The organism is Pseudomonas profundi, from assembly GCF_008638305.1.
Lineage (GTDB): Bacteria > Pseudomonadota > Gammaproteobacteria > Pseudomonadales > Pseudomonadaceae > Halopseudomonas > Halopseudomonas profundi.
Genome location: NZ_VTPZ01000004.1, coordinates 188,998 through 204,475, shown reverse-complemented (window position 1 = coordinate 204,475; position 15,478 = coordinate 188,998). Strand labels below are relative to the sequence as shown.

Annotated in this window: 14 protein-coding genes; 10 read left to right on the top strand and 4 right to left on the bottom strand. The window is 57.9% G+C overall.

Going from position 1 to position 15,478, the window contains the following annotated elements:
* Nucleotides 1-160: 160 nt before the first annotated feature.
* The 4 genes from glgP to FZE95_RS07555 all read left to right on the top strand — a co-directional run bounded on the left by glgP (nt 161) and on the right by FZE95_RS07555 (nt 4,172).
* Nucleotides 161-1,825, top strand: a complete 1,665-nt coding sequence (gene glgP / locus FZE95_RS07570; protein WP_150300251.1) for an alpha-glucan family phosphorylase — start codon at nt 161-163, stop codon at nt 1,823-1,825.
* A 143-nt stretch (nt 1,826-1,968) separates the two neighbouring features.
* On the top strand, nt 1,969-2,235 hold the full coding sequence (locus FZE95_RS07565) for a DksA/TraR family C4-type zinc finger protein (RefSeq protein ID WP_150300250.1): 267 nt from the start codon (nt 1,969-1,971) through the stop codon (nt 2,233-2,235).
* Between the two features lie 120 nt (nt 2,236-2,355).
* Nucleotides 2,356-3,345, top strand: a complete 990-nt coding sequence (locus tag FZE95_RS07560; RefSeq protein ID WP_150300249.1) for a diacylglycerol/lipid kinase family protein — start codon at nt 2,356-2,358, stop codon at nt 3,343-3,345.
* Complete coding sequence (locus FZE95_RS07555) at nt 3,342-4,172, top strand: metallophosphoesterase family protein (protein WP_150300248.1); 831 nt, start codon at nt 3,342-3,344, stop codon at nt 4,170-4,172. The genes FZE95_RS07560 and FZE95_RS07555 overlap by 4 nt, the downstream gene beginning before the upstream one ends.
* Here FZE95_RS07555 and FZE95_RS07550 read toward each other — a convergent pair whose 3' ends face one another.
* From FZE95_RS07550 to FZE95_RS07540, 3 genes are all read right to left on the bottom strand, one after another.
* Nucleotides 4,173-5,180 carry a hypothetical protein gene (locus FZE95_RS07550; protein WP_150300247.1) on the bottom strand — a complete coding sequence of 336 codons (1,008 nt, stop codon included), beginning with the start codon at nt 5,178-5,180 and terminating at the stop codon, nt 4,173-4,175. It abuts the gene before it with no gap.
* A 190-nt stretch (nt 5,181-5,370) separates the two neighbouring features.
* Complete coding sequence (locus FZE95_RS07545) at nt 5,371-5,601, bottom strand: VF530 family protein (RefSeq protein ID WP_150300246.1); 231 nt, start codon at nt 5,599-5,601, stop codon at nt 5,371-5,373.
* Nucleotides 5,582-5,830, bottom strand: coding sequence for an RNA recognition motif domain-containing protein (locus tag FZE95_RS07540; RefSeq protein WP_150300245.1), 249 nt, complete (start codon nt 5,828-5,830; stop codon nt 5,582-5,584). Before FZE95_RS07540 ends, FZE95_RS07545 begins: the two co-directional genes overlap by 20 nt.
* Nucleotides 5,831-5,909: 79 nt before the next feature.
* Between FZE95_RS07540 and FZE95_RS07535 the strand changes: the two genes are divergently transcribed.
* A complete protein-coding gene (locus FZE95_RS07535; protein ID WP_150300244.1) occupies nt 5,910-6,434 on the top strand; it encodes an RNA methyltransferase in 525 nt (174 codons plus the stop codon).
* Between the two features lie 62 nt (nt 6,435-6,496).
* Nucleotides 6,497-7,717 (top strand): BaiN/RdsA family NAD(P)/FAD-dependent oxidoreductase, encoded by a 1,221-nt coding sequence (locus tag FZE95_RS07530; RefSeq protein ID WP_223824997.1) that lies wholly within the window; start codon nt 6,497-6,499, stop codon nt 7,715-7,717.
* On the opposite strand, the gene lnt is transcribed toward FZE95_RS07530, so the two are convergent.
* The gene (gene lnt, locus FZE95_RS07525; protein ID WP_150300242.1) at nt 7,693-9,327 is read right to left on the bottom strand and encodes an apolipoprotein N-acyltransferase; all 1,635 of its coding nucleotides are present in this window, start codon (nt 9,325-9,327) and stop codon (nt 7,693-7,695) included. The two genes, FZE95_RS07530 and lnt, sit on opposite strands and share 25 nt — an antisense overlap.
* A 447-nt stretch (nt 9,328-9,774) precedes the next feature.
* Here lnt and FZE95_RS07520 point away from each other — a divergent pair, with 447 nt between their 5' ends.
* The 4 genes from FZE95_RS07520 (at nt 9,775) to FZE95_RS07505 (ending at nt 15,472) form a co-directional block, all read left to right on the top strand.
* On the top strand, nt 9,775-10,788 hold the full coding sequence (locus FZE95_RS07520; protein ID WP_223824996.1) for a response regulator: 1,014 nt from the start codon (nt 9,775-9,777) through the stop codon (nt 10,786-10,788).
* Between the two features lie 22 nt (nt 10,789-10,810).
* Nucleotides 10,811-11,764: a sensor domain-containing diguanylate cyclase gene (locus FZE95_RS07515; protein ID WP_150300241.1), complete on the top strand. Its 954-nt coding sequence runs from the start codon at nt 10,811-10,813 to the stop codon at nt 11,762-11,764.
* A gap of 371 nt (nt 11,765-12,135) precedes the next feature.
* Nucleotides 12,136-13,515, top strand: a complete 1,380-nt coding sequence (dbpA, locus tag FZE95_RS07510) for an ATP-dependent RNA helicase DbpA (RefSeq protein WP_150300240.1) — start codon at nt 12,136-12,138, stop codon at nt 13,513-13,515.
* A gap of 28 nt (nt 13,516-13,543) precedes the next feature.
* Entirely contained in the window at nt 13,544-15,472 is a 1,929-nt protein-coding gene (locus tag FZE95_RS07505) for an SLC13 family permease (protein ID WP_150300239.1), read from the top strand.
* Nucleotides 15,473-15,478: the final 6 nt, after the last annotated feature.

Here is a 15,478-nt window from a genome sequence, read left to right as displayed (position 1 = left end):
GGAGCGACAGGCGGTGCGGCCTTGGCCTTGCCGAACCTCCTTCCCTGCCTGACACTGAAAGTAATCTCGCCTTCAAGCAGTACGGCAAGGGTAAATGGACTCGACCCCATAACCGACTGCGACCTCTGCTCGCCCTATTTGATGAGAACTGGACCTGACCATGAATACATATGACCAATGGAGTCATCCCTATCCCGTCGACCCGCGATACAGCAAGCGGGTCGCGTACTTCTCCATGGAATTTGCGATAGCCCAGCCACTCAAGATCTACTCGGGCGGCCTCGGCTTTCTGGCCGGCTCGCACATGCGCAGCGCCTATGAGCTGAACCAGAACCTGATCGGTATCGGAATGTTGTGGAAGTTCGGCTATTACGATCAGGAGCGCAACGAGGATCAGACAATGCGCGTGCAGCTGCAGCGCAAGTACTACCCCTTCCTGCGGGACAGTGGCATCACTGTGAAAGTCACGGTCAACAGCCATCCGGTATACGTAAAGGCTCTGTACCTTGCGCCGGAAATATTCAACACCGCGCCGATTTACCTGCTCACCACTGACATACCGGAAAACGACTATCTTGCCCAGACCATTACCCACCGTCTGTACGATGGGGAACATGCTGCGCGGGTGGCACAAAGCATTGTGCTCGGTATCGGCGGGGCCAAGCTGGTCGAGGCGCTGGGTGGAGCCGATCTTTATCACATGAACGAAGCCCATGCGATGCCAATGGCTTTTCAGCTGATGGAGCAATTCGGCGATCTCGATGAAGTCCGCAACCGCGTGGTGCTGACCACTCACACGCCGGAGCTGGCCGGCAACCAGGAGCATGAAACCGCGTTTCTCCGGGACATGGGCTACTTCAACGGCCTGTCCCACGAAACAGTGGTGCGCATGACCGGCATGGATGGTCACATGTTCAGCCACACCCTCGCCGCGCTGCGTGTCGCGCGTGTAGCCAACGCCGTTTCGCGCCTGCACGGCGTGGTGTCCAACGAGATGTGGGACAGCAATCCGAACATCTGCCGGATCAAGGCAATTACCAACGCTCAGAACACCACCTTCTGGCAGGATCGCACGTTACGTGCGGCGCTCGATGAGGGTGACGACGCGCGACTGGTCGAGCGCAAAAAACAGATGAAAGACGAGCTGTTCAAAGTGGTGGCCGACCAGACCGGCAAACTCTTTGACCGGGACACCCTGACGGTGGTCTGGGCCCGCCGTTTCGCTGCCTATAAGCGTGCCGACCTGCTGGTTCGCGATATTTACCGTTTCACCCAACTGATCGAGCGAAGCGACCGGCCGGTGCAGGTTATCTGGGCTGGCAAGCCCTTCCCCACCGACAATGGCGCCATCGAGATGTTCGACAGACTGGTGCGGTTCTCCTACAAGGCAGCCAACTTCGCAGTGCTCACCGGGTATGAAATCGAGCTGTCCCGCTTGCTCAAGCAGGGCGCGGATGTCTGGCTGAATACCCCGCGGCGTCCACGCGAAGCGTCCGGAACCAGCGGGATGACCGCGGCGATGAATGGCGCGGTGAATTTCTCCGTTAACGATGGTTGGATTCCGGAGTTCGCCCGCCACGGAGAGAACAGCTTCATCATTCCCGTTGCCGACCCGACGTTACCCGAACATGAGCAGGATGAGGCCGACTATCAGCACCTGATGCGCATTCTTGAGCACGAAATAATCGCTCGCTACTACGACGACCCGCAAGGCTGGCTCGAAATCGCAAAACAAGGGATGCGCGACGTGGTGCCGGGTTTTGATTCCAACCGCATGGCGCAGGAGTACTATGAGCAGTTGTACAACGCCGCCGTAGGCAGTTGAGGCAGGTTTGTGCAGGGCGCCGCCCGTTTCGGGCCAGCCCTGTTTAATACAGCTCGACGGATTTGCCTATCCGCGGATAGATTCCATACTTGAATAGTGAGCGCGACGTCGGGTCGCGCGCATTGCGACGAAGCGGAGATCCCATGGCTACCGGTTGGGCACAGGACGGCGCTGTCCAGGATCAGATCGACGACACTGTCGACGAAGCGGTGCAGCGTGCCCGCAGCAAATTACCTCGCGGCGAAAGCCTGACGCATTGCGAAGAGTGCGACGAGCCCATCCCCGAGGCCCGCCGCAAGGCGCTACCCGGCGTGCGCCTGTGTATCGCCTGCCAGACCGCTCAGGATAATGAGAACCAGCGCCATGGCGGATACAACCGTCGTGGCAGCAAGGACAGCCAGCTACGTTAAGCTTCCATCTATTGACGTACTATCCCATCCCTGCAAGCCGGGTTCGTGTCGGCTTTTCTCCTCTGCGTCTGAACAAATCCAACCGCTACGGTTTCGCTAATATGGTCTATGCTCAGCGGCATGACCGACCCAACCCTGCGCACCGAACCCGTTCAACCTTCGCCCTGCCCAACCTTGACGGGGCATGAGCCGTTTTTCATGGTGATGAATAGCCGCTCAGGCAAAGGCAATGCCGAGCAGATAAGTAAAACCATTGAGGCGCTGCTGTCCGCAGCCGGGCGCCGCTACGAACTGATATCTGTAGACAGCGGACCGCAGCTCGGCCCCGCTGCGCAGAAAGCACTGACAAAGGCCCGCGAACAGAACGGCATAGTGGTTGCGATTGGCGGCGACGGTACGCTGAATGCTGTTGCCCGGGTCGTGCTGGGTTCCGGCGTTCCGTTCGGTATTCTCCCGCAGGGGACATTCAACTATTTCGGGCGCTGCCATGGCATCCCTCAGGACACCGAGGCGGCAGTGCAGTGTTTGCTGGATGCCCGGGTGCGCCCGATCAGTGTTGGCCTGCTCAACGACCAGCTGTTTCTGATCAACGCGAGCCTGGGCCTGTACCCGAGGCTGCTGCAGGACCGTGAGCGTTATAAACGACGCTATGGCCGCAGCCGCCTGGTTGCACTCTGGTCGGCTCTGGCGACCCTGGCTCATGCGCACCGGCAACTGGATGTCCAACTCGAATATGATGGCGCTACACACTCACTGCGCACACCGACCATTGTTGTGGGCAACAATCGACTGCAGATGGAACATATCGGAATCGAAGAGGCAGAGGCGTCGGAACGCAACAGGCTTGTGCTGATGACATCACGACCAGTGGGTACCCTGTCGCTCTACTGGCTGTTACTACGCGGCCTGGTGAGCCGCCTGGGCGACGCGGAGAATGTCATCTCCTTTGCATTCGACTCCATGGTGGTACGACCCGGCCGCGGTCGTCGTAAAGTAAAGGTGGCTCTGGACGGCGAAATCACTCGAATGTATGCGCCATTGACGTTTCGGGTCGCAAAGGAAAAACTTCCGCTGCTGGTGCCGCGCGTGGCCGTGGAGGCGAACCCATGACCCGCGTTCTTCAACTCTCGGATCCGCATTTCGGCACCGAGCAGCCACATGTAGTGGATGCCCTGCATCGGTTCATCGACAACTGCGCGCCGGATGTGTTGTTACTGAGCGGCGACATTACCCAACGGGCGCGTCGCCATCAATTCGACGCCGCGCAGCGCTTTCTGGACCGGGTACGCTGTCCGGTTCTGGCCATTCCGGGCAACCACGACATTCCGCTGTTCAACCTGTTTGCACGCTTTATCAATCCGTACGGTAATTTCCAGCGCGCATTCGGAAAACAGCTGGAACCTGAGTTTTCTAATCCGGATGTGCTTGTTCTCGGGGTCAACACCACCCGCGCATCCCGCCACAAGGACGGCGAAGTGTCAGCTTCACAGACGGCACGAATCATCGAACGGCTGCGTCAGGCTGAACCCGGTCAGCTACGCATCGTCATGCAGCATCATCCGGTACGAGCGGTCGCCGAATCGGATACAGCCAATCTGTTGATCGGGCGGGAACGGGCGGTTCCGGCGTGGGTCGATGCGGGCATGGACCTGCTGCTTGGAGGACACATTCATCTTCCGTACGTGTGGCCGGTCTATGGCCATGACGGAGAAACAGGTCGCAAAGCCTGGACTGTCCAGGCCGGCACCGCCATTTCCAGTCGTACGCGCGGTGAGGTGCCCAATTCGGTCAATCTCATCCAGCATGAATACGAGGCCGGTCGACATCGCTGCACTGTCGAGCGATGGGACTACTCGCTTGAAGCACAATCCTTTGTGCAGGCATTGGTTACCGATATAGCGCCGGATCGCCCCGTTCAGGATCCAGCGCTGGATTGATCAACGCCTGAATTCAATATGCTGGCGGTGCGGATTGCCGCCACGCCAGATGAACCCTTCGAAGTAGTAGTGCACCAGCGTGATGGTGAGAGCGAATACCACCGCCAGCCGATAATCATCCTGCAGGCTGGTCAAAACATAGGCAATTGCAACAGAGGCCGCCGGCAGCACGATTATGGGCGGCAGCCTGCTGAAGTGTGTCAGACGATAGATCAGGTTCACAGGCGCAGCACGATTACGATTGGTGTCGTGGGTGATGTAGATCATGAACGCTGTGATGTCATGAATGACACGCGGAATAAGGATCACAAACAGCGTGTAGCCGATTTCATGGATCAACAACACAGAGGTCAGCATGGCGACATTACCCCACAGGTACCAGACGCCGATCCGGTTACGCGAGGTCTTGGTCAATTTGAACGCCAGCACGATGACGGCCGCACACATCAGGCCGGCTATCGCCATCAAGAACTCAAAAGCGCTGACGCCGGCAAAGAGTTCATAGCCGAGCAAGCTGGCTGTATAGACGGTCACATAGATAACGAACCCGCACAGGATCGACAACCACTTCCAGGTCTTGAATACCCCGGACGGTGGCACCCCCATCATCATCAATGTCAGGCCGAGTTGCTGCGCGAGTACATGATAAATGGTGTAAAACGCCAGAAAAATGAACATGGACTGCTCGCCCAGCGGTTGCGGCCCGAATATCGCCAGACTCGTCAGCCCCGCAAACCCGACGAAGGGTAACAGCAGGCTGCGCCTGTAATGGGAGATATATTCCGAATCGGCCATTGTCAGAAGGCTCGCCACGATATGCGGCAGCCCGAATATCACAGTCCAGAACGGCCAATGCATCGGATCTACCGGAATATGCTGGCGCAGCAGGCGACCATCCAGGGCGAGGCTATCAATCAGCACCAGGGCAAGCGAAACAGGAACGATCGCGTAAAGTGCCAACAACCAGCGGCAATCAAGTACCTGCAAAGGTTTATCAAAGGTGTTCAATGCAAGGCCCACCATCTTGTTATAGGACAAGCATTGTGGCGGAACGAGGAAACTGTTGAACGTGACAGAGTTAACAGATCGGGTGGATCAAACGCCCGTTCCAGAGAGGGTTATATGAAATGAATATATATTCATCCGTTACCCCTGAGCTGACGGAATAACGGCATTGAGACGTTTTCAGCGGGGCCCTTCAGCGCCGGGAAGCCAGATATAACGCCTCGACTTTCTGGCGGGCCCAAGGGGTCATCCGCAAGAATTTCAGGCTGGAATTCACGCTTGGATCGACCTGGAAACAACGGATCGGGATGCGGCTTCCCAACTCTTCCCAACCGTAGGTGTCGACCAATGAGGTCAGCACCTGTTTCAGCGTCACGCCATGCAATGGATCGTTACTTGTCTGGTCAGGCACTGGTCGATTCATCCAGTTTTACGCGGATACGGCTTCCCGCTACATCCATGCCGTTCAAACTTTTGATGGCAACCTTGGCATCTGACGGGTGTGGCATTTCGACAAAGCCGAAGCCCTTCGACTTGCCGGTTTGCTGATCAAGGACCAGATCACAGGCCGTCACGATTCCGTGCGCCTCGAACAGATTGCGCAGTTCCGCTTCGGTGGTGTTGCGAGCAAGATTGCGAACAAGAATTTTCATCGTATTCCCATGGTAGAATTCAGCCCGCACTATACCCCTAACGGGCAAAACCTTCATTGCCAAGCATAGTCGATTTCACATGCCCCAACCTTGCGCCAGCATTGGCCTGATCGATCCGAAGAGCCCGAGCAACGTTGGAGCTGTGATGCGCGCTGCGGGATGCTACCGCGTTGACTCTGTCCGTTACACCGGCATGCGTTATGCGAGAGCGGCGCGATTTCATACCGATACCCAGGGCGTCAGCCAACGCATTCCGTTGATCAGTGTGAACGACGTACTTGACGATTTGCCGGCGGGCACCAGCGTGGTGTGCGTGGAACTGGTCGAAGGCGCTACTGCACTGCCTGCATTCAGGCACCCCGAGCAAGCGCTGTATGTGTTCGGACCAGAGGACGGCAGTCTCAGCCAGGCATTGGTTGATCGGGCGGATCACGTGGTTTATGTCTCGACTGTTGGATGCATGAATCTCGCTGCCACGGTCAATGTGCTGCTGTACGACCGCCTCGCCAAATCCTCGGCGGGCATGGGAAACGATGCCTTGATCCGCGAAAGCCGCGACACCAACAACCGGGTCCGGGTTAACCGGCCAGCCGCCATTGATTAGCAGTCACCTACCCTTCCCGCCTGTTTGATACACTGCTGCGCCCCGTTCTGATGGATTTACCCGTGTCGGCCAAAAGCGAGCATTTTGACGTAATCATTCTCGGCGCCGGAGCATCCGGATTGCTCTGTGCCTTTACCGCTGCACAGCGCGGACGCCGTGTGCTGGTTCTCGAGCGGGCCAACAAGATAGGCAAGAAGATCCTGATGTCCGGCGGCGGCCGCTGCAACTTCACCAATCAGTTGGTCGAACCGGACAATTTCATCTCTGCCAACCCGCATTTCTGCAAGTCAGCTCTCAGACGCTATACCCAATGGGACTTCATCGAGCTGGTCGAGCGACATGGCATCAGCTACGAAGAACGCAAACACAGTCAGCTGTTCTGCAAGGAGTCGGCGAAGGAGATCGTCGCCATGCTGCTCGCCGAATGCGAGTGGGCCGGCGCGCAAATCCGTAGTCACTGCGAGATCAACCGGATCGAGGCTATCACCACCGGCAAATCACGCTATCGCGTGGGCCTGCAGCAGGCTGCCATCGTCCGCACCCTGGAGTGTGAATCACTGGTTGTGGCGACCGGTGCACTGTCGATCCCCACGCTGGGGGGCAGCGGGCTGGGTTATGAAATCGCGCGGCAGTTCGGTCTTCCCTTGACTGAACGCCGTGCCGGACTGGTGCCGCTGATGTTCAGTGACACGATGAAACAGCTCTGCGAACGCCTCTCCGGTCTGGCTGTTGAAGTAACCATCAGCTGTAACGGCCAGTCATTCACCGAGAATATGCTCTTCACTCACCGTGGAATCAGTGGACCGGCGGTACTGCAGATTTCCAACTACTGGTACCCGGGTGATGATATCTCGATCGACTTGCTACCCGGCATCGATGCGCCGAAGTGGCTACTGGAATCAAAGCAATCCAACGGAAAAAGTCGCCTCCGCACGATCCTCGGACAGCACCTGGCAAAGGGATTGATCGCAGAACTGCAGCAGAAATGGTGGCCCGAGCACGACGATACCGCACTGGCGGAGTTCAGCGACAAGCAACTGAGTCGCATAGGAGAACAGCTCAACGGCTGGCGGCTCAAACCCTCGGCGAGCGAAGGTTATCGCACCGCTGAAGTGACCCTTGGCGGGGTAGATACCGACGCGATCAGCTCAAAAACCATGGAAGCGAAACAGCAGCCAGGACTGTTCTTTATTGGTGAGGTGCTTGACGTAACCGGACACCTGGGCGGATTCAATTTTCAGTGGGCCTGGTCATCCGGCTATAGCGCCGGGCTCGTGGTGTAACGTCGGCGCCGGATCGCTAACACCGCGGTAACCAGCAAACCGAGCACGACGTACACCAAGGTGCCAAACAAATGCGGGTGACGGCTGTAGAAGCTTCCGCCGGACTCGGTCGAGAAGGGTATATCGACCAGCATTTCCGCCCGGGAAAACGCGCGCGAGCTCGCGATAATCCGACCGTTGGGACTCGATACGACGGAGGGCCCGTTGTTGATGAGATGAATCATCGGAACCCGGTTCTCCACTCCACGTACAATCGACATGGCGCGGTGCTGGAACGGCTGGGTCGTCTCGCCAAACCAGTTGTCCTGTGAAAGAAACAACAGCACCTTGCCTTCTCCATCGGCTCCGACCGAATCAGCCACAAATTCCGGGAATGCCGTTTCGAAACACACTTTTGGCACTACCTGCATGCCTCCCACGTTGAAATAGGCATGTCTATCCCCGGCAGACAATTCACGGAGAAACTCGCCAAGAAACAGATTGCTTATGGTTCTCAGGCCGGGCAGGTGGAAAAACGCCGGCAAGTACTCGCCGAACGGCATACGCTGAACCTTGCGGTAGGTATCGGCCAACTCGCCGTCCTGACCAAGGAAGGCCACCGAGTTGAAGCTTTGCCTTTCACCGTCGATCCAGCGATTCTCAACGTCATGGAAAACCAGCGGAACACCGGACTCGCTTAATCGTTGAGCGTAACCGTATCGAACGCTGTAATTCTCGAAATAGCCTTTATAACGCGCTTCAGGCCAGGCAACCCAGGTAGCACCGCCTTTTATCAGCCGCTCGGTCGCCAGCATTTCCTCCGGAGACTCAAGACTGAAACCGGGCGCCGGCTTCGGCAGGTCCAGCGTGACTGCGTCATTGGGCTGTACCAGCCCTACCCGACGCGTTTCCCATTCGGCAGTACGCTCATCCCATGCCTGCAGACTGGCGAATCCGTATATGAACCAGACGAACACCGATATAGCCGCGCCTATATTGACTGCTCGATTACCCGCGCTCCGAATCGGGCTCCGCCGCAATACATGGAACACCAATCCACTGACCATGAGCATGATCGCATCCATTCCTTGCGCACCGACCAGGTCAACGCCCTGCAATCCAGGCAGGAACTGCGTCTGCGCCTCAGCAAAACGCGCTTCGAACAACAGTGGATAGAATGCCATGATTGCGAGAATACTGAAGGTGAAGGTCAGCACCTCAAACCCCGGCAGCGCGCGAGCAAGCCATCGATATACCAGACAGGCCAGGCCCACCGATAAACCAGCGTACAACCAGAAGATAGTCGCCAGGCCGAGACTAAGCGGGAACGAAAGCGCCTTCAGATTGATAGCAAACTCGACCATCCAGTTACTGGCACCGGCGAAGCACACCGTACCGGCGACCCAGCCAAGCATCGTCGCTGTCGGCAGTCGCGTACCGTCCAGCGCAAACAGCAAAGGCACCCAGCCGAGCCAGGCAGTCCAGTAAAGATGGGGTATCAGCCAGGGAATACACAGCAGCGCACCGGACAACGCGGCCAGCATGATCCTGCACGCCAGTGGCACAGCGGAGGCAACTGCCGACGCATCATCAAACGGTTTTTTCGCAATGGACAGGTCAAGCCGGTTCATTATTATTCTGCCTCTGGACACCTGTCGGGCCGTATGAAGGTCAGCGGGCACAGTAGTAACCCTGGATTTTCGCAGCAATCCCCTTTTCGGGTGAGCATGACTGAGCCAGCCGCGGATAGCTGCGCTTCATAATGCCTACGGGCGAAACATGCCCTTGATTTTTTACTACCCGTTGCGCCCTGTTGGTGACCACGAACTACCGTACCCAGCCCTGACGGGCCTGGCAACCCGCGCCTCGCAGGCACGGCCGTCCCGCCATTGGTCAGAGAGGATACATTCGCTGTTTCGCTGTGCTCATGGCTGAGATAAAACTAGCTCAATGTACTGCTGCGTTATGTTGTTTTGATTGCTAGTATACGAACACGCCATGATGGCCATTTGACTCACTGCATTACCCATGGATGAAACAATGCACATAACCCAGTCCGACCTGCCCGCAGGATCAGCGTGAGCGCCCGCCCTCTACAACTGCTCGTGTGCGACGACTCCGCCATGGCTCGCAAGCAGCTGATTCGAGCCCTACCCGCTGACGGTCTGTTTCAGATCACCCAGGCGACGAACGGCCTTGAGGGGTTGGAAGCGATACGCAACGGGCAAGGCGACGTTGTTCTGCTGGATCTGACGATGCCGGAACTGGACGGCTTTGGTGTGCTGGCTCAGCTTCAGGAGGAAAGACTGCAGTGCCACGTAGTCGTGGTGTCGGGTGACGTACAGGCTGAAGCGATACGTCGGGCCAAGGCGCTCGGTGCAAGCGCCTTCATCAAGAAGCCTGCCGATCCGCTCCAGTTGAGCGCAGCCCTGGGCGCGCTGGATATCACTATTCCGGTATGTTCGGTCAGGCAATCGTCATCCCAACATGCTGCCTGTCTTCCTGGTGTTCCGTTCCGCGATGCGTTTCGCGAGGTTGCCAACGTTGCGATGGGTCGCGCCGCCGAGCTCCTTGGCCGTGTGCTTGACGTCTTCATCAAACTGCCGATCCCGAACGTCAATATCCTCGAAGTGGGTGAGCTGCATATGGCGCTCGCCGATGCCCAGCGTGGCGAACGTCTCACCGCGATTTGCCAGGGCTATATTGGCGGTGGTGTGGCTGGCGAGGCGCTGCTGATATTTCATGACGCGGAAATTGACAGCGTCGCCAATCTGCTCAAAACGCACCTCGACGAGAGCGCCAGGCTGGAAATGCTGCTGGACCTGGCGAGCATTATCATTGGCGCTTGTCTGAATGGCCTCTCCGAGCAACTCATGATTAATCTGTCCCAGGGCCACCCGCTGGTGCTCGGCCAGCATTGTCCGATCGAGGAGCTCATCCGCATCAACCAGCGGCGCTGGAAACGCACCCTCGCGGTAGAAATAAGCTACGGCCTCGAGGATCTTGATATCCATTTCGATCTGATGCTGTTGTTCACTGAAGATTCGGTTCCGCGGCTACAGAAACAGCTGGATTTCTTGATTGATGGGTAACCCTCAGGACAAGGACGAGCCAATGCCCGCTCAATTTGATATTGACGAACTCCACTGGCTGCTGGATATCGTTCAGAGCATCGACGTTGGTGTGGTGGTGCTGGACCGCCAATACCGTATCGAGGTATGGAACAGCTTCATGGAAAACCACTCGGGCATGAGCGCAGAGACGGTTTCGCATCAATCGCTGTTCGGCCTGTTTCCGGAAATTGAGCAGGAGTGGTTTACCCGCAAGGTTGAAACGGCCGTTATGCTGGGCACCAGAGCCTTCACCATCTGGGAACAACGGCCCAACCTGTTCCGGTTCAAGAGTTACCAGCCGATCACCGGCCTGGCGGACGAGATGTACCAGAACGTGACCATTCTGCCGTTGCGCAGCCCCAACAGTGAAATCGACCACGTCTGCCTGATCATCTACGATGTGACCAATGTTGCGGTGAACAAGCGCCAGCTCGAGTCTGCCAATAATCAGCTGCAGGAACTGGCGTTGCGCGACGGTCTCACCGGATTGCTCAACCGTCGCCACTGGGAGCAATGCCTGGAGCATGAATTTGCAAGACACCTGCGCTACCAATCGCCGGTCAGCCTGGTGATGTTTGATATCGACCATTTCAAGGCGGTCAATGACACCTATGGCCATCAGCTTGGTGATGAGGTGATCCGCGAAGTCGCACGGATTACCCACCAGCTGGCTCGAGAGACGGATTTTGCCGGCCGCTATGGTGGTGAGGAATTCGTAGTCCTGTTACCGGACACCAGCCTGGACGGCGCTGCCCAGTTTGCCGAGCGGCTCCGCCAGGGGATCGAACGCCTGCAAATCGCTCATGAAGGCACCGCGCTCTCCTTTACCGTAAGCCTCGGTGTTGCCTGTATCGAGCCGGACCTCCAGAAGCATACTCAGCTGATTGAGCGCGCTGACAAAGCCCTTTATCGCTCCAAGGAAGGGGGGCGCAACAGGACATCGGTCCACCGTTAGTACCAGAATTTGAGACCTGCCTCAAAATTTTGGTAGATAGCGGCCTCTGGCTATTACGTCAAAAATACAGCCCATGTAAACTTCAGAGCATCATTACTGTCAATGGATCGACAGTACCAACCTGAAAGAGCGACATTACTATGGACAGTTCACGACACGGCTGGAAATGGGCGTATCACAAAGCCCGCGGCTACCACGTTTCAGCAATGCAGGCGTTCTACCGGGCAACGCGATTCTGGCTGGTTGGCGATACCGGCTCATTCCTAACGCATGGCGGCTTTCGGAAGTCACGGATCCGGCGCTAAGCCTGTTCGGTTTGCCGACCCGGGGTCTGCTACACTGACCTGCCTTTTCCAGCAGGTCATTGATCCGTGAACTCCAGTTCCTTTTCCACGCTGTCTCTCCCCCCTGCCCTGCTCGCGACGCTCGACCACCTCGGCTACGAGCACATGACACCCGTTCAGCAACAAGCTTTGCCAATCATCTTGTCCGGCAGAGATCTTATTGCGCGTTCGAGAACCGGTAGCGGCAAGACCGCTGCCTTCGGAATCGGCCTGCTGACGCCTCTGAATCCCGCATTCTTTGGCTGCCAGGCGCTGGTTCTGTGTCCGACTCGTGAGTTGGCAGGCCAGACCGCCACCGCGCTGCGCACGCTTGCGCGCGGCTTGTCCAATATCAAGATAATCACTCTCTGTGGCGGTACGCCGTTCGGCCCGCAAGCCGCGTCACTGGAGCAGGGTGCGCACGTCATAGTGGGCACACCGGGACGAATCAAGGATCATCTGGACCGCGGTACGCTGACCCTCGACGATCTGAACTGCCTGGTACTCGATGAAGCCGACCGCATGCTGGATATGGGCTTTCTCGAGCCAATCAGCGAGATCATCAACAAGACGCCGCAGCGTCGACAGACATTGCTGTTTTCTGCTACCTACCCACCCGGGATCGAAGCGCTGGCCGGGCGCTTTATGCGGGATCCAGAAACCGTAACCATCGAAGACGCGAATCCGGCAAACCCGATTGTCCAGCGCTTCTACGAGGTCCAGCCGCAGGATCGCCTACAGGCAGTGCTGCGTCTGCTCGCGCAGGATCGTCCACAGCCGTGCATTGCTTTCTGCCACACCCGTCAGCAATGCCAGGAGCTGCAGCAGATACTCTCCTCCAATGGCGTCAGCGCGCAGGCTCTGCACGGCGATATGGAGCAGCGCGAACGGGATCAGGTACTGGCCCTGTTCGCCAATCAAAGCTGCAGCGTGCTGGTTGCAACGGATGTTGCCGCACGAGGTATCGATATCGAAGGCGTGGCGGCCGTCATCAATGTCGAGTTGTCCCCCGATCCGGCGGTGCATACCCACCGCATCGGCCGCAGCGGCCGTGCCGGTCAGTCAGGCCTGGCCCTTAGTCTGGTGGCCCCTGCGGAACAGGGACGCGCCCGCTCCATCGAGAACAACATCGGTGAACCGCTGGCCTGGCATTCGTTGGACAAGCTTCCCGAGCGACTGGACCGCCCCTTATTGCCGCCAATGCGCACCGTGGCTGTTGCGGGCGGTAGAAAGGACAAGCTGCGCCCGGGCGATCTTCTCGGCGCACTCACTGGAGAAGCCGGTTTGCCCGCCGACGCTATCGGCAAGATCAGCATCAGTGATTTTCAAGCGCTGGTAGCGATCCGCTGGGATCTGGCCAAAACGGCCTTGGAGCGTCTGGAGGAAGGCAAAATCAAAGGACGACGGTTCAAGGTGCGGCTGTTCTGATTATTCTCAACTTGAGCGGGAAATATAAGTGACCACAGATCAGGCGCTGATTTTCGCGATCCTTGGCATCACCATTTGCCTGTTCATCTGGGGTCGCTGGCGCCATGACGTCGTCGCTCTGGCAGCATTACTGGCCTGCGTTATCACCGGGCTGACGCCCAGCGCAGGGGCCTTCAGTGGCTTTGGCAATCCGGCTGTGATCACCGTCGCAGCGGTACTGGTGCTCAGCTATGGCTTGCAAAGCACCGGCGCGGTTGAGGCCATGGCGCAGCGGATCCTGCCTAAACGGGGAAACCCGCTGGTCAGCCAGGCCGCACTGGTCCTGCTTGGCGCTTCGCTTTCCGCTTTCATGAATAATGTCGGGGCGATGGCGCTGACCATGCCAATCGCCATTCAGCTGGCTGCCCGGCAGAATATAGCACCCGGCAAAATCCTCATGCCGCTGGCTTTCGGAACCATCCTCGGCGGCATGACCACGCTGATAGGAACGCCCCCCAACCTGATTGTGGCCGGCTTTCGCGAGTCCACTGACAATAGTAGCTTCGCCATGTTCGACTTCGCACCCGTTGGCGTTACGGTCGCACTGTGCGGGGTGATATTTTCCGTTCTGGCTGCACGATGGCTGGTGCCTGCTCGCACGCAAGCCAACGAACAAGGCTTCGATACCGGCACCTATCTGACAGAAGTGAAGATCAGTGCAGACGCCAAAGCTGTAGGACGAACCATCCGCGACATCGAAGCGCGTCTGGATGAGTTCGACGCTCAGATCGTTGGCCTGGTGCGAGACGATTACCGCGTGACTGCACCCTACCCCGGTCGCATGCTGCGCGCTGGTGACATTCTCGTCATCGAAGCGGAGCCGGAAGAGCTCGGAGCCACGCTCACGCGCCTTGGCTTGAAGCTTGAGGAAGAAGTGCCCACCGCTGCCGAAGCCTCCGAAAATGAAGCCACCGAAGCAGATGACCGGGCTGATGAGGCTCCAGTAACCAGCCCCCCTCCTGTCGCGGCTGTTACACCCGCTATTGCCTCCAACACTGACGAGGTCGACCCGGATGCTGGCGAGCAGAACAGCGAAGATACCAAGCCTCGCAGCCATAGCGACGAGATTGCCCTGCAGGAGCTGGTGATTCAGCCAGGCTCGCCGCTGATCGGACACAGCGCTTCGGACATGCAGATCCGCAGCCGATACAGCATCAATCTGCTTGCCATCTCGCGAAAGGGTCACCGATCAATTCGCCGCTTGCGCTCGACCATGCTCGAGGCCGGCGATGTGCTCCTGATGCAAGGTCGCCCAGAATCAACGCGCAGCTTCGCCACCGAGCATCACTGCATACCCTTGGCCCAGCGGGAAATTCTCATTCCCAATACGCGCAAGGCGTATACCGCAATCGGGCTGATGGTGGGGTCGGTGCTTCTGGCTGCGTTCGGCATCCTGCCGGCGGAGATCGCCTTTGCTGCCGGCGTGCTGGGCTACATGCTGACCAAGGTTGTTCCGCTTAAGCGCATCTATGATGCCGTGGACTGGCCCATCATCGTATTGCTGGGGGCGCTGTTTCCGCTGGCTGGCGCCATGGCCGAAACCGGCGCGGCTGATCTTCTGGCCAAGACCATGCTCGACTATCTGGCGCAGGGCAATTCCGTCGCCGCGTTGACGCTTATTCTGGTCATCACCATGACGCTGTCCGGCTTCATGAACAACGCCGCTACCGCCGCGGTGATGTGTCCCATCTCTCTGAGTATCGCCCAGCAATTGCAGGTCAACCCTGACAGCCTGCTGATGGCCGTGGCGATTGGCGCTTCCTGCGCCTTTGTAACGCCGATAGGCCATCAGAACAACACACTGATTCTGGGGCCGGGTGGCTTCCGCTTTGGTGATTACTGGCGGATGGGATTACCGCTCGAAATACTCGTTGTGCTGATCAGCGTGCCGATGCTGCTGGTCGTCTGGCCGCTTTGACCGCCC

What these genes read in the sequence shown, in the direction of transcription:
- lnt (WP_150300242.1), bottom strand. Translation starts at nt 9,327, where the DNA reads ATGAACCGGCTTGACCTGTCCATTGCGAAAAAACCGTTTGATGATGCG.
- FZE95_RS07560 (WP_150300249.1), top strand. Translation starts at nt 2,356, where the DNA reads ATGACCGACCCAACCCTGCGCACCGAACCCGTTCAACCTTCGCCCTGC.
- FZE95_RS07565 (WP_150300250.1), top strand. Translation starts at nt 1,969, where the DNA reads ATGGCTACCGGTTGGGCACAGGACGGCGCTGTCCAGGATCAGATCGAC.
- FZE95_RS07545 (WP_150300246.1), bottom strand. Translation starts at nt 5,601, where the DNA reads ATGAATCGACCAGTGCCTGACCAGACAAGTAACGATCCATTGCATGGC.
- FZE95_RS07555 (WP_150300248.1), top strand. Translation starts at nt 3,342, where the DNA reads ATGACCCGCGTTCTTCAACTCTCGGATCCGCATTTCGGCACCGAGCAG.
- FZE95_RS07535 (WP_150300244.1), top strand. Translation starts at nt 5,910, where the DNA reads ATGCCCCAACCTTGCGCCAGCATTGGCCTGATCGATCCGAAGAGCCCG.
- FZE95_RS07540 (WP_150300245.1), bottom strand. Translation starts at nt 5,830, where the DNA reads ATGAAAATTCTTGTTCGCAATCTTGCTCGCAACACCACCGAAGCGGAA.
- glgP (WP_150300251.1), top strand. Translation starts at nt 161, where the DNA reads ATGAATACATATGACCAATGGAGTCATCCCTATCCCGTCGACCCGCGA.
- FZE95_RS07515 (WP_150300241.1), top strand. Translation starts at nt 10,811, where the DNA reads ATGCCCGCTCAATTTGATATTGACGAACTCCACTGGCTGCTGGATATC.